This is a genomic window from Streptomyces sp. JLBJ103, from assembly GCF_058215575.1.
The window spans coordinates 270,052-290,868 of record NZ_CM177089.1 but is presented as its reverse complement, the minus strand read 5'-3'; the positions used below and the strand labels follow the sequence as shown (position 1 = coordinate 290,868).

25 protein-coding genes and 1 pseudogene are annotated in these 20,817 nt (G+C 70.0%); 13 read left to right on the top strand and 13 right to left on the bottom strand.

Annotation, left to right across the window (positions count from 1 at the left end; all coding sequences use genetic code 11):
- Positions 1-23: 23 nt before the first annotated feature.
- On the bottom strand, positions 24-650 hold the full coding sequence (locus AC4BEG_RS01175) for a hypothetical protein (protein WP_490704021.1): 627 nt from the start codon (positions 648-650) through the stop codon (positions 24-26).
- 255 nt (positions 651-905) lie between these two features.
- On the opposite strand from AC4BEG_RS01175, the gene AC4BEG_RS01170 reads away from it, so the two are divergent.
- Positions 906-1,613: a ribonuclease H family protein gene (locus AC4BEG_RS01170; RefSeq protein ID WP_490704020.1), complete on the top strand. Its 708-nt coding sequence runs from the start codon at positions 906-908 to the stop codon at positions 1,611-1,613.
- 223 nt (positions 1,614-1,836) lie between these two features.
- Positions 1,837-2,478 (top strand): LysE family translocator, encoded by a 642-nt coding sequence (locus AC4BEG_RS01165; protein ID WP_490704019.1) that lies wholly within the window; start codon positions 1,837-1,839, stop codon positions 2,476-2,478.
- A gap of 41 nt (positions 2,479-2,519) precedes the next feature.
- Here the strand turns inward: AC4BEG_RS01165 and AC4BEG_RS01160 are convergent, their stop codons facing one another.
- Both AC4BEG_RS01160 and AC4BEG_RS01155 read right to left on the bottom strand, forming a co-directional pair.
- On the bottom strand, positions 2,520-3,008 hold the full coding sequence (locus AC4BEG_RS01160) for a hypothetical protein (RefSeq protein WP_490704018.1): 489 nt from the start codon (positions 3,006-3,008) through the stop codon (positions 2,520-2,522).
- A gap of 37 nt (positions 3,009-3,045) precedes the next feature.
- Entirely contained in the window at positions 3,046-3,624 is a 579-nt protein-coding gene (locus AC4BEG_RS01155) for a GNAT family N-acetyltransferase (protein WP_490704017.1), read from the bottom strand.
- Positions 3,625-3,898: 274 nt separating this feature from the next.
- Here AC4BEG_RS01155 and AC4BEG_RS01150 point away from each other — a divergent pair, with 274 nt between their 5' ends.
- The 3 genes from AC4BEG_RS01150 (at position 3,899) to AC4BEG_RS01140 (ending at position 7,216) form a co-directional block, all read left to right on the top strand.
- Positions 3,899-4,342 (top strand): PTS sugar transporter subunit IIA, encoded by a 444-nt coding sequence (locus AC4BEG_RS01150; RefSeq protein WP_490704016.1) that lies wholly within the window; start codon positions 3,899-3,901, stop codon positions 4,340-4,342.
- Between the two features lie 78 nt (positions 4,343-4,420).
- The gene (ptsP, locus tag AC4BEG_RS01145; protein WP_490704015.1) at positions 4,421-6,109 is read left to right on the top strand and encodes a phosphoenolpyruvate--protein phosphotransferase; all 1,689 of its coding nucleotides are present in this window, start codon (positions 4,421-4,423) and stop codon (positions 6,107-6,109) included.
- A 36-nt stretch (positions 6,110-6,145) separates the two neighbouring features.
- Positions 6,146-7,216 carry an SIS domain-containing protein gene (locus tag AC4BEG_RS01140; RefSeq protein WP_490704014.1) on the top strand — a complete coding sequence of 357 codons (1,071 nt, stop codon included), beginning with the start codon at positions 6,146-6,148 and terminating at the stop codon, positions 7,214-7,216.
- A gap of 48 nt (positions 7,217-7,264) precedes the next feature.
- On the opposite strand, the gene AC4BEG_RS01135 is transcribed toward AC4BEG_RS01140, so the two are convergent.
- Entirely contained in the window at positions 7,265-8,557 is a 1,293-nt protein-coding gene (locus AC4BEG_RS01135; RefSeq protein ID WP_490704013.1) for a hypothetical protein, read from the bottom strand.
- 204 nt (positions 8,558-8,761) lie between these two features.
- On the opposite strand from AC4BEG_RS01135, the gene AC4BEG_RS01130 reads away from it, so the two are divergent.
- Entirely contained in the window at positions 8,762-8,902 is a 141-nt protein-coding gene (locus AC4BEG_RS01130; RefSeq protein WP_490704012.1) for a hypothetical protein, read from the top strand.
- On the opposite strand, the gene AC4BEG_RS01125 is transcribed toward AC4BEG_RS01130, so the two are convergent.
- The 4 genes from AC4BEG_RS01125 to AC4BEG_RS01110 all read right to left on the bottom strand — a co-directional run bounded on the left by AC4BEG_RS01125 (position 8,883) and on the right by AC4BEG_RS01110 (position 12,546).
- Positions 8,883-9,692 (bottom strand): VOC family protein, encoded by an 810-nt coding sequence (locus AC4BEG_RS01125; protein WP_490704011.1) that lies wholly within the window; start codon positions 9,690-9,692, stop codon positions 8,883-8,885. The genes AC4BEG_RS01130 and AC4BEG_RS01125 overlap by 20 nt on opposite strands.
- A gap of 49 nt (positions 9,693-9,741) precedes the next feature.
- A complete protein-coding gene (locus tag AC4BEG_RS01120) occupies positions 9,742-9,915 on the bottom strand; it encodes a CsbD family protein (protein WP_490704010.1) in 174 nt (57 codons plus the stop codon).
- A 217-nt stretch (positions 9,916-10,132) separates the two neighbouring features.
- A complete protein-coding gene (locus AC4BEG_RS01115) occupies positions 10,133-11,722 on the bottom strand; it encodes an FAD-dependent oxidoreductase (RefSeq protein WP_490704009.1) in 1,590 nt (529 codons plus the stop codon).
- Positions 11,723-11,970: 248 nt separating this feature from the next.
- Positions 11,971-12,546 (bottom strand): TetR/AcrR family transcriptional regulator, encoded by a 576-nt coding sequence (locus AC4BEG_RS01110; RefSeq protein WP_490704008.1) that lies wholly within the window; start codon positions 12,544-12,546, stop codon positions 11,971-11,973.
- Between the two features lie 102 nt (positions 12,547-12,648).
- Between AC4BEG_RS01110 and AC4BEG_RS01105 the strand changes: the two genes are divergently transcribed.
- The gene (locus AC4BEG_RS01105; RefSeq protein ID WP_490704007.1) at positions 12,649-13,095 is read left to right on the top strand and encodes an anthrone oxygenase family protein; all 447 of its coding nucleotides are present in this window, start codon (positions 12,649-12,651) and stop codon (positions 13,093-13,095) included.
- A 94-nt stretch (positions 13,096-13,189) separates the two neighbouring features.
- Here the strand turns inward: AC4BEG_RS01105 and AC4BEG_RS01100 are convergent, their stop codons facing one another.
- Complete coding sequence (locus AC4BEG_RS01100; RefSeq protein ID WP_490704006.1) at positions 13,190-13,897, bottom strand: class I SAM-dependent methyltransferase; 708 nt, start codon at positions 13,895-13,897, stop codon at positions 13,190-13,192.
- Between the two features lie 207 nt (positions 13,898-14,104).
- Here AC4BEG_RS01100 and AC4BEG_RS01095 point away from each other — a divergent pair.
- Both AC4BEG_RS01095 and AC4BEG_RS01090 read left to right on the top strand, forming a co-directional pair.
- Positions 14,105-14,204: pseudogene (locus tag AC4BEG_RS01095) on the top strand (DUF2662 domain-containing protein); the annotation flags it as partial.
- A gap of 106 nt (positions 14,205-14,310) precedes the next feature.
- On the top strand, positions 14,311-14,481 hold the full coding sequence (locus tag AC4BEG_RS01090; protein ID WP_490704005.1) for a hypothetical protein: 171 nt from the start codon (positions 14,311-14,313) through the stop codon (positions 14,479-14,481).
- Between the two features lie 12 nt (positions 14,482-14,493).
- On the opposite strand, the gene AC4BEG_RS01085 is transcribed toward AC4BEG_RS01090, so the two are convergent.
- Positions 14,494-15,411, bottom strand: a complete 918-nt coding sequence (locus AC4BEG_RS01085) for an alpha/beta fold hydrolase (RefSeq protein ID WP_490704004.1) — start codon at positions 15,409-15,411, stop codon at positions 14,494-14,496.
- Between the two features lie 131 nt (positions 15,412-15,542).
- Here AC4BEG_RS01085 and AC4BEG_RS01080 point away from each other — a divergent pair, with 131 nt between their 5' ends.
- Complete coding sequence (locus tag AC4BEG_RS01080) at positions 15,543-16,181, top strand: TetR/AcrR family transcriptional regulator (protein ID WP_490704003.1); 639 nt, start codon at positions 15,543-15,545, stop codon at positions 16,179-16,181.
- A 176-nt stretch (positions 16,182-16,357) separates the two neighbouring features.
- On the opposite strand, the gene AC4BEG_RS01075 is transcribed toward AC4BEG_RS01080, so the two are convergent.
- Positions 16,358-16,873, bottom strand: coding sequence for a nitroreductase family protein (locus AC4BEG_RS01075; RefSeq protein WP_490707327.1), 516 nt, complete (start codon positions 16,871-16,873; stop codon positions 16,358-16,360).
- Positions 16,851-17,039 (bottom strand): nitroreductase family protein, encoded by a 189-nt coding sequence (locus tag AC4BEG_RS01070; protein WP_490704002.1) that lies wholly within the window; start codon positions 17,037-17,039, stop codon positions 16,851-16,853. Before AC4BEG_RS01070 ends, AC4BEG_RS01075 begins: the two co-directional genes overlap by 23 nt.
- Positions 17,040-17,615: 576 nt before the next feature.
- Here AC4BEG_RS01070 and AC4BEG_RS01065 point away from each other — a divergent pair.
- Complete coding sequence (locus AC4BEG_RS01065) at positions 17,616-17,837, top strand: alpha/beta fold hydrolase (RefSeq protein WP_490704001.1); 222 nt, start codon at positions 17,616-17,618, stop codon at positions 17,835-17,837.
- A 158-nt stretch (positions 17,838-17,995) separates the two neighbouring features.
- The gene (locus AC4BEG_RS01060) at positions 17,996-19,222 is read left to right on the top strand and encodes an NHL repeat-containing protein (RefSeq protein WP_490704000.1); all 1,227 of its coding nucleotides are present in this window, start codon (positions 17,996-17,998) and stop codon (positions 19,220-19,222) included.
- Between the two features lie 249 nt (positions 19,223-19,471).
- Here AC4BEG_RS01060 and AC4BEG_RS01055 read toward each other — a convergent pair whose 3' ends face one another.
- Positions 19,472-20,035, bottom strand: a complete 564-nt coding sequence (locus AC4BEG_RS01055; RefSeq protein ID WP_490703999.1) for a PadR family transcriptional regulator — start codon at positions 20,033-20,035, stop codon at positions 19,472-19,474.
- A 121-nt stretch (positions 20,036-20,156) separates the two neighbouring features.
- Here AC4BEG_RS01055 and AC4BEG_RS01050 point away from each other — a divergent pair, with 121 nt between their 5' ends.
- Entirely contained in the window at positions 20,157-20,723 is a 567-nt protein-coding gene (locus AC4BEG_RS01050; RefSeq protein WP_490703998.1) for a hypothetical protein, read from the top strand.
- The last annotated feature ends 94 nt before the right edge of the window (positions 20,724-20,817 follow it).

Here is a 20,817-nt window from a genome sequence, read left to right as displayed (position 1 = left end):
GGGTGCCGCCGCCGGGGACGAACTCACAGCCAGCCGAGCGCCCCGAACACGGTCAGCGCGACCGCGTCCACACCGAGGATGGCCGTGACCGCGATGGCCTTGCCGCGCACCGTGCGCATGTCGTGGACGGCGAAGCAGGCGATGAAGAAGGGCACATAGCCCAGGAGGAACACGAACAGCGGAAAGCTCGCCTGCCACCAGGACCAGTCCCAGGTCAGGACGCCCGCCCGGTTCAGCAGGACCTCGACACCCACCGCCGCGGCGGAGTTCACCGCGATCAGGACCGGGCGATTGGGCATGCCCAGGATGCGCACCTCTCGGGGTGGCAGAAACTTGGCCGCCACCACGCCCATGATGGCGAACATGAGGCAGATCTCGATGTTGAGGCCGATGAGGATCTGATACGCGGTTTCCCCGCGGGCTCCCCACATGGGGGCGCGGTCGGTGAAGTGGAAGACCAGTGAGTTCCAGATCTCGTTGAACCAGTCCATGCCCCACAGGGCGAGACCGGCGAACAGCACGTTCCAGTTCTTGCGTTCCACCTCGACCGCGTACACGTACAGGACAACCAGGAGCAGCGGTATCACATACCACTCGAAGTGGCTCGCCTCGCGGAGCTGGCCGAGCGCAGCTCGGGCGTCGTCCGTCACCGTCCACCTTCCCGTTCTGTGGGGTCCGCGGTGTGCCGGTCCGCGCCACATACCGCCGCACGTCCGCCTTACCAGTGGGTAACTATGGGGGTGGCCCCCGCCGCGGTCAAGAGCGGCGCATACTCCAACGGGCCGTTGGCCGGCCCGCTGTCCGTGCCCTCCTGGTCTGACGCGGGCGCGCCCGGCGCCGCACCCGTACGGCGTCGGGGCGGAGGTGTGGCGCCACACGGGGCCGGGTGCTGGCAGTATCGGCGTATGGCTGAACAGATCATCGCCGCGTGTGACGGGGCATCGAAGGGAAACCCCGGGCCCGCGGCCTGGGCATGGGTCATCGCGGACAGTGACGGCTCGGTGGCGCGCTGGGAGGCGGGGCCACTCGGCACCGCCACCAACAACGTGGCCGAACTGACCGCCTTGCAGAGGCTGTTGGAGACCACCGACGCGGACCAGCCCCTGCAAGTGCGGATGGATTCCCAGTACGCGATGAAGGCGGTCACCACCTGGCTGCCCGGATGGCGCAGGAAGGGATGGAAGACCGCCTCGGGCTCACCGGTGGCCAACCGAGAGCTCGTGATGCGGATCGACGAACTCCTGGACGGCCGGTCGGTGGAGTTCGTCTACGTGCCCGCACACCAGGTCGACGGCGACCCGTTCAACGCGGCCGCGGACCAGGCGGCCAGCCACACGGCCCGCACCCAGCAGCCCGCGGGCACCTCCCTCGGATCCGCCCTGCCGCCGCCGGAGGCCCCGTCGGCGTCGCGCTCGGGGCGCACCGGCGCCGCGCGCCCGCGCACGACAGCGGCACAGCGGGGGAGCGGCGCCCGCTCGAAGGCATCCGTCAAGGCGAAGTTCCCCGGCCGGTGCCGCTGCGGTACGCCCTACGGCAAGGGCGAGACGATCATGAAGAACTCCGACGGCTGGGGCCACCCCTCCTGCGCCACCGAAGCCACGGCGGCCGATTAGCTTTTGCTTCCGCGTTCGCCCACCCGGCCGGGGCCTGCGACCCCGGCCGGGTGGTCACCGTCGGCAGAGGAGGCCGGGGAGTTCGCGCATGTCGTGGAATCGTGAGCGACATTTCTCATCGCTTCAGAAGCAATCATCCGTAGCGGAAGGTCTTGCCGTCCGTCGTGTTCTGATCCCGGAATAATGGGTTGGGGCCGGCCGATACCCTCACTACGATCGCCGTATGGTATCTCCTGATCGTCTGGCTGTTTTCGCGGCCGCATCATTTCTGCTCATCATTGTTCCCGGGCCCAGTGTCCTCTTTGTGATCGGACGGGCATTGGCGCAGGGCCGCCGTGCCGCGCTCACCACGGTCGCCGGGAACACAGTGGGGGCGTATGTGCTGGTGATAGCCGTGGCGCTTGGTGTGGGAACGGTGGTCGAGGAGTCGGTCATCGTTTTCACCGCGCTCAAACTGTGCGGCGCCGCCTATTTGATCTATTTGGGGATCAAGGCGGTGCGGCAGCGGAAGTCGATGCTCTCGGCTTTCCGGTCATCCGATGGTGCCGCCCAGGGAAGTCGGCGCACCTTCTGGGAGGGATTCGCGGTCGGCGTCACCAACCCCAAGACCATCATTTTCTTCGCCGCTGTTCTTCCGCAGTTCGTCGACCGCGGCGAGGGCGATGTGGCCGCGCAGATGCTGCTGCTCGGCCTGGTTTTCAACCTCATCGCGCTGGTCTGCGACAGCGTATGGGGACTGGTGGCGGGCACCACACGGGATTGGTTCGCTCGCTCCCCGCGGCGGCTGTCGATGGTGGGCGGCGCCGGTGGGCTCACCATGATCGGTCTTGGGCTCGGTGTGGCCGTGACGGGCCGCAAGGACTGAGGGTTTCTGTCACAGCGCAACACCCGAACCCGCCGCGCACCTCAGGCCCCGTCCAGCGCCGCGAGCAGCGCCCTGGCTTCGGAGTGCAGACGGCCGACGTCAGCGTCGTCGCAGCAGACATCCACCCCCAGGGCGTTGAGATCGGGGCGGTCGGGGAACACGTAGTACGACTGGTAGGCGAGGTAGGGGCGGTATCCGCGGGCGGCGTCCCGGCCGACGGTCAGGGTGGCGGTACACAGCCCGTGGGCCGCCTCCGCCTCCGTCTCCTCCTCCGCGAGGTCCACGTCCCGCTCGTACGGCTCGGCCGTCACCGGAAGGTCCAGCAGGGCCTGGGCGAACTCCCTCACATGCGCGACGTCGTCGAAGGGGACGAACTCCCGGAAGACCGGTGGCCCGGCCCACAGCAGCCACCGCCGCCCGGTCGCCGTCGGCTCGTACACCACGGACAGCAGCGAGGGGATCTGCTCCTGCGGGTCGTCCGGCCAGGCGTGGATGAAGACCTGCTCGAAATCCGGCAGGGAAGTGATCATCGTGGTGTGGCCTTTCTCCGTTGTCCCGCTCGGGCCATCATGGTGCCTCGTCGGAGGCCAGGGTGGCCTTCGCCTGACGGCGGGTGAGCCGCCAGATCTGATCCTCGCCGGTCTCGGCCGGAGCGAGGCGCTCGGCTGGGCGACGGCTGTGTTCGACGAAGCCAAGTCGGGCCGGAATGGCGCCACTTGCGACTTTGGCCGGGTCGTGGACGATCTCGACAAAGTCGATACCGGGGAGGCGGAAGGCCTGTTCGACCACGGCGCGGGCGGTCCGGGTGGCCACACCGCGTCCGGTGGCGGCGGGGTGCAGCCAGTAGCCGAGCTCGTAGCTGTTGGCCGGAGTGTCATCGTGCCGGAACAGCCCGCAGACGCCGACGATCGCCCCGTCGAGCACGATCGCGTAGGAGAAATCGTCCCCGTCCGCCCAGCGCTGGGCGCGGCGGGCCAGAAAGGTGGCCGTCCTGGCCAGGCTGTGCTCAGGGATCCAGCGCACCCATGGGCGCAGGTGCTCCAGCGACTCCTCGATGACCCGGAAGAGCTCCGGAAGGTCCGCCTCGCCGTTGAAGCTGCGCGGTGTCAGGTCGCCCAGCTCGATCACCTGCGGTGGAAGGTCCATTCCAGAAGGATTGTCTGCGGCTGCTCCGGCGGGCAACGGGATTTCGCAGCACGCCCCGCTCGTACTTACCGGTCTCGGCGAGGACCGGGGCCAGATGCCGCTGCCGAACAAGGCATTGCTTGGGGTGGGTGCAGAACGTCACGCACGAGGTTCCGCGGGCGGCGGCCTCCGTGCTACAACTGGTCTACACCACTGAGCGGCGCACCTCATGCGCCGCTCAGCACCCCCATGGATCAGGCAACGGGCGCTTGCCGCGTTGTTCAGGAGGGCCATCGTGACCCGTGTGACGTCACCGCTTGCCGGGCGGGCCGTCGGCTTGGCGGCAGTGCCGGACCCCGTCTTCTCGGCGGCGATGGTCGGTCCGGGCACCGCCATCGATCCGGTCAGGGAGCCGCAGGAGGCGGTCGCGCCCCTGGCTGGCGTTGTGCTGTCCCTGCACCACCACGCCTTCGTCGTGGTCGACGACGAAGGACACGGTGTGCTCACCCATCTCGGCATCGACACCGTGCAGTTGGGCGGCGCGGGCTTCGAGCTCCTGGTCGGCAAGGGCGACACGGTGATCCGCGGCCAGGGTGTGGTGCGCTGGGACCCCGCCGCCGTCGAGGCCGCGGGCAAGTCACCGATGTCCCCGGTCGTGGCGATCGAGGCCGACTCCCTTTCCGATGTCCGTGCCGATGGTGAGGTGAAGCCCGGCGACGGTCTCTTCCTCTGGACGTGACGCCGCTGCCGTCAGCACGGCGGCGCGCAGGACAACCAGACCCGCGGCGCGGACGCCGCACGACCGGAGACAGGTGAGATGGGAACAACGCTGCGAGGCGTCGGTGTGAGCCACGGAGTGGCGATCGGCGAGGTACGCCGCATGGGCACCGCGGTGCTGGAACCGCCGGCCGAGCGGATAACCGAAGGGGAGGCGCCTCGCGAGCAGGGCCGGGCGCGGCAGGCGGTGGAGGCGGTGGCCGCCGACCTCGTCACTCGTGGCCACCTCGCCGGTGGCGAGGCTCGGGCGGTCCTCGAGGCGCAGGCCATGATGGCGCGGGACCCGGAACTGCTGGCCGACGTCGACCGCCGGATCGTCGCCGGAAGCACGGCCGAGCGCGCCGTGTACGACTCCTTCGCCGCCTACCGCGCGCTCCTCGCGGCCGCCGGTGAGTATCTGGCGGGCCGGGTGGCCGACCTGGATGACGTACGGAATCGGATCGTGGCGCGGTTGCTGGGTGTGCCGATGCCGGGGGTGCCGGACAGCGATGAGCCGTATGTGCTGATCGCCCGTGATCTGGCACCGGCGGACACCGCGCTGCTCGACCCGACGCTGGTCCTGGGCTTCGTCACCGAGGAGGGCGGGCCGACCAGCCACAGCGCGATCCTCGCCCGCGCCCTGGGAGTTCCGGCCGTGGTCGCGCTGCCGGACGCGGCCGGGCTCGCCGACGGCGTTGTTGTCGCCGTGGACGGGAGCACCGGTGAGGTCGTCCTCGGACCGAGCGCGGACGAGCGCGCCGAGCTCGAGCGGGCCGCGGCCAAGCGCACGGCGGCACTCGCGACGGTGTCCGGTCCGGGCGCGACGTCCGACGGCCACAAGGTGCCGTTGCTGGCGAATGTGGGGGGTCCGGCGGATGTGCCGGCGGCGGTCGAGGCGGGTGCGGAGGGGGTGGGGCTGTTCCGTACCGAGTTCCTGTTCCTGGACGACAGCGCCAAGGCGCCGTCGGAGGAGAAGCAGACCGAGGCGTACCGGCAGGTACTGGAGGCGTTCCCCGAGGGCCGTGTGGTGGTACGGGTGCTGGACGCGGGCGCGGACAAGCCGCTGGACTTCCTCACCCCCGCCGAAGAGCCCAACCCGGCACTGGGCGTACGCGGTCTGCGCACCCTGCTGGACCACCCGGATGTGCTGCGCACCCAGCTGACGGCACTGGCCAAGGCGGCCGAGGGACTGCCGGTCTATCTCGAGGTGATGGCCCCGATGGTGGCCGACCGGACCGACGCGAAGGCATTCGCCGACGCCTGCCGCCAGGCGGGCCTTCAGGCCAAGTTCGGCGCGATGGTGGAGATCCCCTCCGCCGCCCTGCGAGCACGCTCGATCCTCCAGGAGGTCGAGTTCCTCTCGCTGGGCACCAACGATCTCGCGCAGTACACCTTCGCCGCCGACCGCCAGGTCGGCGCCGTCTCCCGGCTCCAGGACCCCTGGCAGCCCGCACTCCTGGACCTGGTCGCGGCATCCGCCGAAGCCGCCAGGGCCGAAGGCAAGAGCTGCGGCGTATGCGGCGAAGCAGCCGCCGACCCGCTGCTGGCCTGCGTCCTGACCGGCCTGGGCGTCACCAGCCTCTCCATGGGCGCCGCATCCCTCCCCTACGTACGCGCCACCCTCGCCAAACACACCCTCGCCCAGTGCGAACGCGCCGCCGCCGCAGCACGCGCCGCCGACACCGCCGAAGAGGCACGACAGGCTGTGCAGGCGGTGCTGTCCGGCGAGGGTGAGCAGAAGATGCCGTAACCACTGCCGTAACCACACCACCGGGAGATCCACCCCATGACCACCCCGCGTCCGCTCCGGCCGGACACCCAGCCCGGCCGGATCATGACCCGCGAAATGGCCCAGCAGCCCGAGGTGTTGCGGCGGATCCTGGACGAGGGCGCTCCGAGGATCCGGCGGATCGCGGACGCCATCGCCGCACGCGATCCGCGCTTCGTCCTGCTGACCGCCCGTGGCACCTCCGACAACGCCGCGCTCTACGCGAAGTATCTGATCGAGGTTCTGCTCGGCAAGCCCGCCGGACTGACCTCGATGTCCACCACCACCGCGTACGGGGCCCGTCCGGACCTGACCGATGTGCTGGTCATCACCGTGAGCCAGTCGGGCGGCTCGCCCGATCTGGTGGCCTCCACCCGCACCGCACGGGAGGCCGGTGCGATCACACTGGCCGTGACCAACAACGCGGATTCCCCCCTCGCCGACGTCTCCGAGTTCCATATCGACGTCCTGGCAGGACCGGAGAGAGCACTGCCCGCCACCAAGACCTACACCGCGGAACTCCTCGCGCTCTTCCTGCTCGTCGAGGGACTGCGCGGCGGCGACGGCTCCGCGGCCAAGGCGCTGCCGGAACTGGCCGAGCGGATCCTCGCGCGACAGCCGGAGGTCAGGACACTGGCGGCGCGCTACCGCTTCGCCGAGCGGCTGGTGCTCACCTCACGCGGCTACGGCTACCCGACCGCGAAGGAAGCCGCGCTGAAGCTGATGGAGACCAGCTACATCCCCGCGCTGTCCTTCTCCGGCGCGGATCTCCTGCACGGACCGCTCGCGATGGTGGACAACGTCTCACCGGTCATCGCGATCGTTCCCGAGGGGAAGGGCGGCGTGGCACTCCAGCCGGTGCTGGACCGGCTGCGCGGCCGGGGCGCCGATCTGGTCGTCATCGGCAGTGAACGCGAAGTGCGGCAGGCGTCAGTGGGCTTCGTCCTGCCGACCGCCGATGTGGCCGAGGAGGTGCAGCCGATCCTGGAGATCATCCCGCTCCAGCTGCTGGCCTACGAGATCACCATCGCCCGCGGCCAGGACCCGGACGCGCCGCGCGCACTGGCGAAGGTGACGGAAACCCGCTGACGCAGACCCGAGCCGACTCCGATGACGCGGGTGGCGACCCTGGCAGCCTCAGGAGATTCCGGGAGTTCCCAGGACCTCCAGGGCCTGGCGGAAGTCATCGAGGGCCGCCTCGAACTCCTTGCACGCGGTTCGGAACGTTGATCGGTCGGTCAGGGCCGTGGCCAGGATCGCAGCGCCCTCACCCGTGTTGTGCTCGTACAGCCGACGGGCCAGATCCACACCTTCGTCGAACAGATGCCGCACCTCGTCCGCGAAGAGATGGGTGCGCTTCTCCCAGTAGACGGCCGAACGGATCGTGAGGGCGCGGTGCAGCCGTATCAGCTCCGGCAGATGCCGCCACGGATCCTCGGCGGCCCGCGCCTCGAGGTCGCGCAACTCCTCCGTCAGGTCGTCACATTCATGGAAATGGCGCTGCCTGACGCCAGGGGCCCAGTCCATGGGCGTGGCACCCAAGGGTGGCCGCGGCTCGGACGATGCCACCGACCGCTCGCTGTCCGAGCCGGACAGCGAGAGCAGGACCGCCCAGAATGTGGCCTGGTATCCGCTCCAGGACTTCCGCTCGCCGGTAGCGGCCAGCTCCGTGAGCAACGCCAGTGCCTCGTGCCGAACGACAGTGGCCTCACCACGCCGCCCACGGATGTCGAGCATGTGCGCGTACCGGATCAGCGCATAGAGGTGGCAGGCCATCGGCCCACGGTCGTTCGCGGCGTCGGCCGCTTCCAGCCTCACCAGTTCCTCGAAGGCGGCGAGCGCTTCCCCGGACCGCCCGGCGGGATCGAGAGCTCCGACCCACTCCAGCAGCGACCAGGCGTAAGCGCCACTCCTGGAACCCTTGGGCCGGAGCGCCGCGACCCACTCCGTCAGAGCGTCCGCGGCCTCCGAGTAACGGCCCTCCTCACACAGACCCGCGGCCCAGACGGACAGACCCTTCACCGCGCGATCGCCGGATGCCGCCGCCTGTTCCCGTCCGACCGCCACCATCTCCGCCCGCACGGCCAGCCCTTCGGCACGTCGCCCCAGCATGTACAGCTGCCCCTGGTAGGCATCCAGCGCCCGGTAGAGCACATCCGGGCGTACGGGCTCGGCGGGATCGATCGCCCGCGCGGCGGCCACGGCCTCCTCGAGGAGCGCAAGGCGCTCTTGAAGCCGGGTGTCGTACAGGCGGTCATAGCTCAGCTGGTGCAGGGCGCTGACCAGGCGGGGGAGATAGGCTGCGGGGTTGACCCGGGCGAGGATCCGGTAGGCGTCGGCTTCTTCGCGCGGCGTACGTCGTCCGGATGCCAGAAGTACGTTCCGCGCCCTGAGGATGTCGTCGCGATCGACCGTCACCGTGTTGTCCATGTCGGCGATTCTGGGAGTCGTGGACAGGCCCCGACAAGGCTGATGAGGTGTGCCATCCGCCCTACGAAAAGCGCCTCTGAGCTGTCATGATGGATATGTCATCGCTCGTCGGCGGTCAGGCCGCCCGGGTGGCGATGGCATCTGACACCCTCCCCGCATGACGACTCCGATCGTCGAGATCGACACCGAGTCCACCAACCAGGCATGAGTGGCCGCACTCTCACCGAGGCGCGTGCAGCCGATCTCGCCTCCTACGAGGACGACCCGGCAGCGGAGTTCGCACGGCTGGCCGACCGGCTCACTCCAGGAGACGCCCTTCCCTCAGTCACCCGGTGGTCACGTTGAACCAGCCGCCGACGGAGTCGCGCAGAGCCGCCTCGCGCCTGGTGCCGGAGGCGGATGCGGACGGGGCCACGTCCACGGACCCGCCCGCCGCGCGGGCAGCGGCCACGGCGGCATCCACATCGGCCACGTGGAAGTGCACACACCAACGGGGCCGCACCTGCGGGTCAGGCGCCGTTTCGACGGCGCCACCGCGGATCGCCACGGCCCTGCGGCCCGCCTCGCACACGACCACCTCCCCGTCCTCGTACTCCACCGTGCAGGCGCTGTCCTCCGTGGTCCAGCCGAAGATCTCGCCGTAGAACAGCGCGGCGGCGAAGGTGTCGCGGGTGCGCAACTCCAGCCAGGCGGGTGCACGGTCCTGGTCCCTTGGCCAGCCGGGGAACACCGATCCCTCCCAGAAGCCGAAGACCGCCCCGTGGGCGTCCGAGGCCAGTGCGATCCGGCCCGTACCGAAGGACAACGGACCGACCCCGACCGTTCCACCGCGCTCACGGATCCGCGCCGCGATGTCATCCGCGCCGCTGGTGGCGAAGAAGGGTGTCCAGTGGGCGGCGGCACGGAGTCCGGACCCCGGTTCGCCGATACTGGCCATGGGGTCTCCGCCACTCAGGGCGATCAAGAGATCCTCGGCCGCTTCGCCGGGGCGCCAGCTCCATCCGAGGACGGCGCTGTAGAAGTCCCGCGTCTTCCGGAGGCTCGGGGTGGTGAGGCTGACCCAGCAGGGTGTGCACGGCCGCTCATGGCCGCCAGATGTCATCACACCGACCTCCGCCTTCGCGAGCTTCGCCATTCCGGCCGGAATCGGTGCCTTGCGGGGCTCGGCGCCGCGGAACGCGCGCTCAACGCCGGAACATGTCCTTGATCTTCTCTCCGACCTGCTTGGCGCCGCCCTTGGCCTGGTGGCCGTGGCCCTCGGCTTCGACCTTACGGTTCCCGGTGGCCCGCCCGAACACCTTCTGGGCTTGGCCCTTGAGTTCCTCAGCCTTGTGGGCCATCTTCTTCCCGACGTTCATCGGTGGTCGCCTCCCGTCGTGATCCGTTGCGTTGCTCGTCCCTCGCGGAGCGTGAGGCTCGGGTCGCACCCCTTCCATGGAAATCCCGGATCACATCAGTGTCAACGCGAGTTGCGCCGCACGGGCCCGTGACCGACCGCCATCGGGCCGGGGAGCCGGCCGGGCAGCGAGGCGATCAGCCCGTGCGGGAAGATCCGCGGCGCGGGCGGATCGGGGTTCATCTCGCACCTTGACCGTTGCCTCCCGCGTCGCGCGCCCCGGGGGCGTGGTCCTCGGGCCGCTTCAGCGGGCGTACCGCCGGGCCCTGAAGCACACTGCCGTCAACGGCGAACCGCGAGCCGTGGCACGGGCATTCCCAGGTCCGCTCGGCGTCGTTGAACCGCACCAGACAGCCCAGGTGGGTGCAGCGGGCGGTCAGCGTGTGCAAGGTGCCCTGCTCATCGCGGTACACCGCCCGCTGCCGTCCACCGAGCCGGACGACCGCCCCGCCACCGGGCGGGATGTCCCGTACCGCGTCCGCGCCGTCCCCGGACAGCCGGTCGCCGATGAAGTGGCGCGCGGCGGTGGCCTGGACCCGCAAGAGCGCCGGGGCCTCGCGCACCGGGTTCAGCCGCCGCGGATCGTACACCCGCTCCCACGGGACGGGCTGTCCCGTGAACCGCGCGGCCAGCAGCCTGCCGGTGAGTACGCCACCGGTCATACCCCACCCGGCGAACCCCGTGGCCACGAAGGCATGGCGGGAGGCGGGGTGCAGCGGGCCCACATAGGGCACATGATCAGTGGTCCAGTTGTCCTGTGCCGCCCAGCGGAAGGCGGGTTCGGCGCCGGGGAAGCGGTCATGTGTCCAGTCGATCAGGCGCTCGTAGCGCCGCTCGACGTCACCGACGCCAGGGGTGAACTTCTCCCCGGTGACGATGAGCAACCGCTGTTCCTGCCGGTAGGGCGTGGTGCGCACCGAGCGGGTGCCGTCTTCCGGCGTGAGATACATCCCGCGCGGGGCGCGGTCGGACGGGAGCACGGCGGCAACGACGAGCTCCCGTTTCACCTCCAGACGAGGGAAGAGGAGGGCTCGGTCGAAGATGGGGTAGGCCGTGGCCACCACCACGTCGCGGGCCCGCAACCGTGCTCCGCGGTCGGTGGTGAGGTGGCACGGATGGCCCTCGCTGAGGTTCACCACGCGTGAGTGCTCGAAGATCAGCCCTCCCCGCGCGACCAGGTCCTCCACCAGGGCCAGCAGATACTTCCGGGGGTGGAACTGCGCCTGCCCCGCCACCTCCACCGCCCCCGCCACCGGGAAGGGCAGATCGGTCCCGGTCGTGAATGAGGCGTCCAGCCCGGCCGCCGATGCGGCCTCCGCCTCGGCGCTCACCTTTTCCAGGGTTTCCTTGCCTTCGGCATAGGTAAAGGCGGGGCACTCCTCCAGATCGCAGTCGATTCCGAGCTCGGCGGTCACCTGCCGCACCCGGTCCACGGCGTCGGTCTGCGAGGTGGCGTAGAGCCGGGCGGCTTCCTCGCCCCGGGTGGCACGGATGTCCTGGTAGGCCAGTCCCTGGAGGGCGGAGAGCTTGGCTGTGGTGTGGCCCGTGGCCCCGGCGGCGAGCCGGTCCGACTCCACCAGCGCCACCCGGCGTCCGGTGCGGGTCAGCTCCCAGGCCGTGCAGATGCCCGCGATGCCCCCGCCGACCACGGCGACCTCGACATCAGGAGCGCTGCCCTCCCAGCCCGGCTCCAGGGCTGGGTAGGAGGGTCCCGGCGCCGATGCCATCCAGTAGGACGAGGGCGCGTACCCGGTGGGAAGACTCGTCATCACCAGCTCCTCTCCCGGTTCGATTCCGGCCGCGGTCCTGCCCCCGGGTGCCCGTGAGACCGGCCCTGACACGTGGGCCCGGGACGGTGCCGGCCACCCCGCAGACGCCCCTACGCGGCCCGACCGGAACGCGGGCGCCGCACGGCCCGCCGGCCGGCTGCGCCGGGCGTTGGCTTTCGCGCTGAACGCCCACGGACCGAGCGCCCGGAGTCGGGCTAGGCCGGGCGCCGGTGCCGCTCAGGCCGCTCTCAGCGGCCTGAGAATCGGTCCACCAGGAGGTCGAGCCGGCGCGAGGCGTCGTCCCGGGGGAGCCGGCTCGAGCGGGTGAGCGCGACCAGGCCGTGCAGGGCGGACCAGAACACCTCGACGAACAGGGCGGGTTCGGTGTCGCCCGCGACATCGCCGAGGGTGTCCAGCAGTGTCCCGAACGCCTCGCGCAGTGGCGCGGGGGTGGCCTCGTCGGCGAAGGCGAGGCCGGTGTCGAGGAGGAACATCGCGTCGTAGAGCGCGGGGTTGCGCTCGGCGAAGTCCACGTACGCGCCCGCGAGCGCGGCCACCGCCGCTCGCCCGGCCGGACCGTCGGCCACCGCGTGCCGCATGGCCACGGTCAGTTCGGTGAATCCCTCCAGGGCTACGGCCCCGACGATCTCGCGCTTGCCGCGGAAGTGGCTGTACAGCACGGGCTGGCTGTACTCGATGCGCTCCGACAGCCGACGTGTGGTCACCGCGTCCCAGCCCTGGGACTCGGCGAGTTCGCGGGCTGTCGCGACGATCAGCTGGTGGCGGTGTGCTCGCTCGCGCTCCTTGCGCTCCTTTACCGACATAGGTGAATTCTAGCATCGCTAGACATCCGAGCGATGCGTGGTCTAGCATCGCATCAGAACCTAGCGGCGCTAGAAGTTGCGCCGGGAGCCTCGGGAGGGGACATGCAGAACACACTCGCCGTCGTCACGGTTGTGGTCGTCGGCCTCATGGTGGGCGTGGAGTTCGCGGTGGGGGTCTTTCTCAACCCGATCTTCAATCAGCTGCCGAACAACGGCGGCCTCGTGGCCCGCAGTGCCGGAGCCCGGATCCTGGGCAGGGTAATGCCCTTCTGGTACATCGGCTCGGTTGTGCTGGGCGCGGTCTGGTCGGTGCTGGCCTGGGGCGAGACCGGGGCGGGACTGGTCGCCACGGCCACGGCCCTGCTCGTGCTGAGCGTGCTGATGTCCATCGCCCTGCTGGTCCCGATCAACTCCCGCGTCGCCCAGTGGACGACGGACAGCCTCCCGGCGGACTGGAAGGAGCAGCTCGGCAGTTGGGACCGGTTCCACTACGTGCGCATCGGTGTCATCGTCACGGCGTTCGTCCTGCTGGTCCTCGCCATCGCGTGACCCGCTCCGGAATCCGCGGAACCCGGGCTCCGTCCGCCCACACACTCCCGTTCCTCCACGACGCTACCTTCGCGCGGCGCGCTCCCCGGTCCGCTCACGGGCCCGGGGAGCGCGCCGTGTCCGCTGCGTCTTCCACGTGGTCGGCCTCAGGCCGATGCCATACGAGCGTGTAGCGCCAGAACAGCCGACGGCGGAGCCGGGCGCCGGGCAGGATGTCACGAGCCTGGCGGACGATGTCGGGGAAGCTCATATCCGCCGGTCGGGTCCGGGCGGTCATCGAGGGTGGCCGGGGTGCGTGGCGGCCCTTGTTCTTGATCCAGCCCGTGGCGGCGTTGAGCGGGATGGCCGCGGCTCCGAGCAGATGGTCGACGGGAGTTGTCGGGCGGGCAAGCCCGACCACCGCCAGGATCCCGCCGGGTGCCAGGTGGCCGCGGAAGACGGTGAGCGCGTCGGTGAAGGGCAGATGGTGGATCGTGGCGACGCAGGTGATGATGTCGTAAGAGCCGTCGGGGATCCCGGTCAGCGCGTCCGCGACCGTGAACGTGACGGGTGTTGCCGGATCGGTCAACTCCCGGGCGCGGGCAGTGATCGCCGGATCGGAGTCGATTCCCCGCACCGTGGCGGCGCGCGTGGCCAGGAGTCTGGCCAGATCACCACTCCCGGAGCCGATATCCAGGGCACTGCCGGGGCGTCGAGGGAGTTGCCGCAGGATCCACCGGTGGTAGTGGGCGTTGTGGTCCCAGGGGTGGGCGGCGTTGAACTGGTCAAGCGCCCGCAGGACGCGGTCTGGGAGTGGTGTCATGCCGTCCAGTCCACCAAACCTCCCTAGGTTCCGCACAAGGACTTGTCCGGCCGGTCAGGGGAGTGGCAGGGCCCGTCCGGCGAATCGAGTGACCAGCCCGCCCGAACCGGCGCCGTCACGCTCGATGTTCCGATTTTCGCGTGGCTGCACGCCACGATCGTTCCCTAGGGCGCGGGCCGCGGAGCCCGTGTGGGGTCGACCGCCACCCACGGTGAGATCCGGGCGGAAATGCCGTCGGCAGTCCAGGATTTGGGGTCCACGGACGGCATCGTGGTGGACGGACAGCACCCTCTTCGCGCTACGTTCCCCGAACACGTGGCAGGAGCCCGCACCGCACTGCGTCTCCCAGGCCCGGAGGGGGGCGGGGTTTCCGTGCCGTGTTCCCGTACGCCCACGGACGAGAGGAACGTCGCATGGCGAAACGCAGCGTGAAGTGGTGGAGGAAGTATCCGGTCCGCCGGGCCGGGACGCGCAGGGAGACGGCGTTCGACCCGCTCCCGGCCGAGTTCCTGCGGGGCGTGGCCCACAGGCTCGGCAGTGGCGCGGTGACTCTGCTCATTCTGTGGTGGGAGACCCGCCACTGACCCGGTCTGTGGTCAGTCGGTGGAGTGCATGAACTCCAGCATCCTGCGGTTGACTTCCTCCGCGTGGTCGATCTGCGGTCCGTGGCCGGTGTTGGAGACGATTTCGGCCCGGGCTCCGGGGATCACCCGCGGGACGCGCTCGACCTGCCGCTGCGGGTGGACCAGGAGGCTTCGCTTGCCGAGGACCAGGTAGAGGGGCGTGCGGATGGTGGCCAGTTCGTCCTCGGTCAGGGGCAGCGGTGCCGGGCGGCGTATGCGATAGGAGCGAACGCCCAGATGGATCATGGCGCGCAGCTGCGGTACGACAAGGACGGGCTGTTCCAACCAGGCCGCCAGGCGCGGGCGCAGTGCCTTGGGCGCGAAGGTCGCGAAGAGGCTGACGAAGATCCATGCGAAGAAGCGCAGTCCCACCTTCTTGAGACCGCCGGGGTCGAGAAGGGTGACCGAGGCGAGGCGGTCTGCGCTGCGGTGTGCCTGGTTGAGGGCGAGCCATCCGCCGTAGGAGGAGCCGACGAGGTGGACGCGGTCGAGGCCGAGTCCGGCGAGTGTCTCCTCCAGCCACTGTGCGGCCCGTTCGGGCTGGTGGATGGCTTCGCGCTGCACACTGCGGCCAGGGTCGCCGGGGGTGTCGATGGCGTAGACGGGGCGTTCGGCGCTGAGTGCGGGGGTGTTGGGATACCACATCGCGGAGCAGCTTCCGGCGCCGTGCACCATGACGACCGGGGTGCGCGAGTCGCCGGAGGGGTTGTCGGGTCCGTACCGGTAGACGTGTGTGGTCCCGAAGCTGGTCTCCACCTCCATCTCCGCGACGGCCGGCGCGCCCATGGCGTAGAGGGCGTCGCATGCGGCGAAGTAGCGCTCGCGCAGGTCGTCGTTCACATAGCGCCCGACATCGCGCCGGGCACGGTCGCGGGTTGTGGTTCTGGGCACGGGTGGCCACCTCCGGGTGTGATCCCCTTGTTCGTGGTACGACCGTATCACCAACGTGGTACGGCTGTACCATGACGGTGTTCCGGCCCGGTGCGGGCACGTCAGTACAACCGATGAGCGGAGAGCGGCCGATGCCGAAGCGTGTGGACCACGCGGAGCGGCGTACCGAGATCGCCGAGGCACTTCTGCGGGTTGCGGGGCGACGCGGGCTGCATGCGGTGGGGATGCGGGATGTGGCGGCGGAGGCCGGTGTGTCGCTGCGGCTGGTGCAGTACTACTTCCAGACCAAGGAGAAGTTGCTCTTCTACGGACTGGAGTATCTGGTCGCGAGGTTCCAGGAGCGGGTCGCCGCCCGGATCCGTGCCGCCGGGGACGGCCCTGGCCCGCGCGCGACGGTCGAGGCGCTGCTGATGGCGTCCTTGCCGACCGACGAGGAGAGCCGTGTCTTCCACCTCGTCTACACGTCCTACACCATCCTGGCCGTGACCGACCAGGCGCTCGCCGCTCAGCCCTTCATGAGCAACCCTGACGCGGCCGAGGACAGCGTGACCGGCCTGCTGGCGCAGGCCCAGGAGGCGGGTCTGACCCGGCCCGGTGTGGACGCGCGGCTGGAAGCCGTCAGTCTGCTCGCGATGTCCGCGGGACTGGGCACCAGCGTCCTCGCCGGGCAGCGCTGTGCGCGGTCCGCCGCGGCGGTTCTGGAAGCCCACCTCGACCGGATCTTCCGGGACGGCGGGGCGGGTTCACCCGCGCGGTCCGCGCGGGAGTGATGTCACCGCGCCGCCGCAAGTCCGCGGCCGGGTCAGATCCCGCCCCGGGGCGTCCCGCGACCGCTCGCCACCAGGGCGTACACGAGCAGGCCGAACGACGCGGTGGAGATGACCGCGCGGACCACTCAGCGCGCCGCCGCCCGTCCGGGGTGTTCGGGTCGGCCCACGGGGTGCTGCTAGCTGTGGAAGCGGGTGGTTTCCGCCAGTTCCGCGCGGGGCATCCGGTCCTGGTTCCTGGGGGATGACTCGTCGGCGTAGCCGAACGAGATCCCGAAGATCAGCTTGTTGTCGCTGATGCCGAGCGTGGCGCGGATGGTGTCGCAGAAGAAGCCCAACGATCCCTGCGGACAACTGGCGACGCCATGGGCGGTCATGGCCAGCATCAGGGTCTGTGCGTACAGCCCGGTGTCATTGGCCATCCGCTCTTCCGCGTTGGGCGGCATGAACATCAGCGCCACATGCGGGGCGCCGAAGAACCGCAGGTTGTCGCGGAGGATGACATGCCGTCCCTCGTGGTCGTCCCGTGCGATGCCCATGGCGCTGTACATCCGCGCGCCCATCTCCTGGCGCCACCGGGTGCTGTTGCCCGCGTACATGTCGTCGCTGTAGGGGTAGTCGAAGGTGAACGCGTTCTCCTCCTTCGCGGCGAGAAGGGCCTTGCTCAGCCGGTCACGGGTACCGCCGCTGACCACCTCGACCAAGCCAGGGCTGGGTATTGGACGAGGAGGGTGCCGCACCGGCCAGCGTGAAGATGTCATGCAGTGTTTTCTCCGGGACGGGGTCCGGGAGGAACGCCCGGGTGGCGCGCCGGCCGCGGATGAGCCGCTCGGCACATTCGGGCATGAGGGTGGTGGACATGCACATCGCTTCCTTGAGGTGTCACGACGGGGGAGGAGCGGGGCGGCACGCCCATGCCGTGGGAGAAAACGCTGTGCCGGACGCCGTCCCCCGTGGTCTCCTCGGCTCCTGCCCGCAGCAACTTTCGCGTCGCTCCGACCCCGCCCGATGAGTAATTTCTACTCGGTCGGAGGCGGCGGCCCGATCAGCGAGCCCTCGGTCGGCAGTGAGTAATCGCTACTCGTCTTCCGTCGCACCACCCTCGCTCTTGGTTCCGCTTCGGTGTCGACCGGCTACGTTGTGTGAGGAGAACGCCTCGAGCAGACAGGACTTTCGTCTCCGGGCCTTTCGGAACAGGGGTGCTGGTGTGGGAATCGAAGAGAGTCTCCCGAGCGGTTTTGCCCTCACGACCGTTGAACTCCTCGCGGGAGCGGCACGCAAGTCGTCGAGGCCCGCTTCAGCGCCTACGCGCCGTTGGCCTGACGTACCGAGTACGACCTGGAAGGGTGCCGGGCCATCCTCACCCGGGAGTACGACCGCGCGACCGACCCCTGGCACCCGGACGCCAGCCGGCTCGCCATCGCCGCCACCGCGGCCGTGGGCGACCTTGTGCCCAGGTTGCGCGCGTTGGCCGTACCGACACTGGTCATCCATGGGGCGGACGACCCGATCATCCCCGCCGAGCACGGCCGGGCACTGGCCGAGACCATCCCCGGAGCCGCGGGGCTGTTCATCGACGGCCACGGCCACGTCTGCCCCAACGCCGCGGTCATCGAACAGCTCCGCGCGGCCATCGTCGACATCACCAGCGGGAGCTGAACCACTCAGCCCGCCTGCCCGGTCCTGGGTGCGTCCGCCCGGACACGCCCCGCGCCTGCCGTTGGGGTGGATGCGGGGTGGGCCGGTGGCGTGGTGCGGACGGGGGCGGGCCGCGGGTTCCTAGGGTCGATCGTCCGTCCAGAACAGATGGGTGTGTCATGACCCGCTTCCCCACAAGACACCGACTGACCGCGCTGTCAGGAATTCTGGCGCTGTGTACGGCAGGCATCGCACCGGCGACCATGGCCACGGCCGTGCCTCCCGCCTCCGGCCGGCGTACCGTCCCCCTCTACGTCTCCGAGTACACCGACAACACCGTTCTGAAGGTGGCCACCGATGGCAGCGGCCAGACCACCGTTCCGGCCACCGGCCTCACCCGCCCCACCGGTCTCGCGCTCGACACCGACAACAACCTCTTCATCTCCGATACGGGCAACAACCGGGTGGTGGAGGTCCCGGCGAACGGCAGTGGCCAGACCACTGTTCCGACCACCGACCTCAACCGCCCGATCGGGCTGGACCTCAACCGCGGCGGCGACCTCTTCATCTCGGACAGCTTCAACGACCGGGTGGTGAAGGTCCCCGCGAACGGCAGTGGCCAGACCACCGTTCCGACCACCGGACTGCTCCACCCGGACGGCCTGGCGCTCAACGCCGACGGTGACCTGTTCGTCGCCGACTTCATCAACGACCGCGTTGTGGAGGTGCCCGCCGACGGCGGCCCCCAGACCACCGTGCCCCTCATCGGCCTCTCCCAGCCCACCGGGCTCGCGTTCGACCGGGCCGGAAACCTCTACGTGTCCGACTCGGGCAACAACCGGGTGATCAAGCTACCTGCCCGCGGTGGCTCTCAGTGGACCGTCCCGACGACCGGGCTGAACAGCCCGCAGGGGCTGGCCCTCGACGCACACGGCAACCTGTTCATCGCCGACTTCGGCAACGACCGGGTGGTGGAGGTCCTCGCGGACGGCGGCGCCCAGACCACGGTCCCCATCACCGGGCTGCACACGCCCGTCGGACTCGCCATCCCGACCGCGACACACACCAAGTCCACCCGTCTCACAGCGGCCCCGGCCACCGTGCAACGGCATCTGACACCCCCGTACCTGAAGGTCAGGGGGCTGTCCGCCACCCTGACCACGGCACAGGGCACCCCGCTGCGCGGTCAGACCATCCGGTTCACCGACGCCTCCGGTACCCGGAAGCTGTGCACAGCGGTGACCGGCGCCCGGGGTACGGCACGGTGTGACGCGACCCTCCACAGCGGCAGACGTGCCGGCTACGACGACTTGCGCCGCCACGGCTACCGCGCCGGTTACGCGGGCGTCTCCCCGTACAAGCCCAGTTCGGCCACCGCACCCGTACGGTCCGGACGCGGTCGCTGAGGACACCATCAGCCGGATCCGCCTGCTCCCGCTCCCGCCGGGGGCAGGCGGATTCCTGTTTTCTGGGTGATGCGCCAGAGACGGCGGGGGAGATCGCCTTCCTCGAAAGCGTGGACCTCGTCGAGTGTCCAGCCCACGGCGAGGTCGTCGACGAGATGGCGGGTCGCGCCCGGCGCGCGGTGAGGTCGCCTTTCGTGGCGGGGCGGCGATGGCCGGTTGACGAACACCTCGGGATCGTTCGACTAGGGCCTAGGCCGGTGCCGCGGGTCCGGGCGGCGGGGAATCCGCGCTCTCGTCGAGGGCGCCGACATGCTCGGCGGCCCAGCGGGCCCACTCCTCGTGCATGACGGACTGTCGCGCGCCGTACTCCAGGACGATCCGGCCGTAGACCGACAGCGGGCCGTCGTCCCAGTCGATGGACTCCTCCATCTCCTGGTAGGCGGTGCGGCGCGCGGCGGCGCGTGATGCCTCGGCCTCCAGGTAGGTGACGGCCTCCAACCGGGTGAGCCGACCGAGGAAGAACACGCGCAGCAGGGTGTCGCTGCGGCGGGTCGTGGTGGGTGGTGTGCCGGTCAGCCAGCGCCGCAGCTCGGCCTTGCCGTCCTCGGTGATGGCGTACTCCTTGCGGCCGCGCGGGCCTTGGGCCGTCACCGCCACCAGGCCCGCGTCGGAGAGTTTGCCCAGCTCCCCGTAGACCTGGCTCTGGGTGGCCGCCCACACGTTCGACAGCGAGGTCTCGAACAGCTTCATCAGGTCATAGCCGCTGGCCGGGTGGTCGGCCAGTAGCCCCAGTACGGCATGGCGAAGACTCATGACCTCCACTTTACCTTCCACTGTTGACACGTCAATGCGGGACCTTCTACTTTTGACATGTCGGAATGAGAACGTCGCCGCGAGGGGACGAGAGGGCCGCACGGCCCACAGAGGAGCGGATATGAACTACCTGCGCGGCTTCATCCCGTGGATCGCCTTCGCGGTCGTGTCCTCACTGGGCTGGCAGTGGGGTGCGCTGGCGGGCCTGATGATCGGGGCTGGGCTGCTGGTGCAGCAGCGCAGATCGGGCGTGGAGGCGGACGCCCTGGTGCTGGAGGGCAGCACGGTCGTCTTCTTCGCGAGCCTGACCGCGCTCGCCTTCGCCCGTCCGCACAGCGCCCTCGAGTCCTATGGCGGAGCGCTCGCGCTGGGCTGGCTGGCCGTCACCGCATGGGTGACGGTCGCCGTGGGGCGGCCCTTCACCACGGGCATAGCCCGCCGCCAGGCGCCGCGAGAGGTGTGGAGCACCCCGCTGTTCCGCCGGATCAACGTGGTGATCACAGCCGCCTGGGCCACCGCCTTCACCCTCTCCGCCGCGGCCCTGGTCGCGGTCCACGCCGAGGATCTAGGTGATACAGCCTCAACGGCGGTCCAGGTGGCCGGGTTTGTCCTGCCCGCCATGTTCACCGCCCGCTACCCCGAGCGCGCCCGTGCCCGCGCCCTCCAGCAGAACGCACCGGGGACCTGAGCGGGCGCGGCGCGCCGCGATGAGGGGGCGCCGCTGGGATGATGCCGCCGTTCCCGGCGCGCTGGGCCAAGGTGTGGCCCAACGCGCCGGGAAT

What these genes read in the sequence shown, in the direction of transcription:
- AC4BEG_RS01170 (WP_490704020.1), top strand. Translation starts at nt 906, where the DNA reads ATGGCTGAACAGATCATCGCCGCGTGTGACGGGGCATCGAAGGGAAAC.
- AC4BEG_RS01165 (WP_490704019.1), top strand. Translation starts at nt 1,837, where the DNA reads ATGGTATCTCCTGATCGTCTGGCTGTTTTCGCGGCCGCATCATTTCTG.
- AC4BEG_RS01160 (WP_490704018.1), bottom strand. Translation starts at nt 3,008, where the DNA reads ATGATCACTTCCCTGCCGGATTTCGAGCAGGTCTTCATCCACGCCTGG.
- AC4BEG_RS01155 (WP_490704017.1), bottom strand. Translation starts at nt 3,624, where the DNA reads ATGGACCTTCCACCGCAGGTGATCGAGCTGGGCGACCTGACACCGCGC.
- ptsP (WP_490704015.1), top strand. Translation starts at nt 4,421, where the DNA reads ATGGGAACAACGCTGCGAGGCGTCGGTGTGAGCCACGGAGTGGCGATC.
- AC4BEG_RS01140 (WP_490704014.1), top strand. Translation starts at nt 6,146, where the DNA reads ATGACCACCCCGCGTCCGCTCCGGCCGGACACCCAGCCCGGCCGGATC.
- AC4BEG_RS01135 (WP_490704013.1), bottom strand. Translation starts at nt 8,557, where the DNA reads ATGGACAACACGGTGACGGTCGATCGCGACGACATCCTCAGGGCGCGG.
- AC4BEG_RS01130 (WP_490704012.1), top strand. Translation starts at nt 8,762, where the DNA reads ATGAGTGGCCGCACTCTCACCGAGGCGCGTGCAGCCGATCTCGCCTCC.
- AC4BEG_RS01125 (WP_490704011.1), bottom strand. Translation starts at nt 9,692, where the DNA reads ATGGCGAAGCTCGCGAAGGCGGAGGTCGGTGTGATGACATCTGGCGGC.
- AC4BEG_RS01120 (WP_490704010.1), bottom strand. Translation starts at nt 9,915, where the DNA reads ATGAACGTCGGGAAGAAGATGGCCCACAAGGCTGAGGAACTCAAGGGC.
- AC4BEG_RS01115 (WP_490704009.1), bottom strand. Translation starts at nt 11,722, where the DNA reads ATGACGAGTCTTCCCACCGGGTACGCGCCCTCGTCCTACTGGATGGCA.
- AC4BEG_RS01110 (WP_490704008.1), bottom strand. Translation starts at nt 12,546, where the DNA reads ATGTCGGTAAAGGAGCGCAAGGAGCGCGAGCGAGCACACCGCCACCAG.
- AC4BEG_RS01105 (WP_490704007.1), top strand. Translation starts at nt 12,649, where the DNA reads ATGCAGAACACACTCGCCGTCGTCACGGTTGTGGTCGTCGGCCTCATG.
- AC4BEG_RS01100 (WP_490704006.1), bottom strand. Translation starts at nt 13,897, where the DNA reads ATGACACCACTCCCAGACCGCGTCCTGCGGGCGCTTGACCAGTTCAAC.
- AC4BEG_RS01090 (WP_490704005.1), top strand. Translation starts at nt 14,311, where the DNA reads ATGGCGAAACGCAGCGTGAAGTGGTGGAGGAAGTATCCGGTCCGCCGG.
- AC4BEG_RS01080 (WP_490704003.1), top strand. Translation starts at nt 15,543, where the DNA reads ATGCCGAAGCGTGTGGACCACGCGGAGCGGCGTACCGAGATCGCCGAG.
- AC4BEG_RS01070 (WP_490704002.1), bottom strand. Translation starts at nt 17,039, where the DNA reads ATGTCCACCACCCTCATGCCCGAATGTGCCGAGCGGCTCATCCGCGGC.
- AC4BEG_RS01060 (WP_490704000.1), top strand. Translation starts at nt 17,996, where the DNA reads ATGACCCGCTTCCCCACAAGACACCGACTGACCGCGCTGTCAGGAATT.
- AC4BEG_RS01055 (WP_490703999.1), bottom strand. Translation starts at nt 20,035, where the DNA reads ATGAGTCTTCGCCATGCCGTACTGGGGCTACTGGCCGACCACCCGGCC.
- AC4BEG_RS01050 (WP_490703998.1), top strand. Translation starts at nt 20,157, where the DNA reads ATGAACTACCTGCGCGGCTTCATCCCGTGGATCGCCTTCGCGGTCGTG.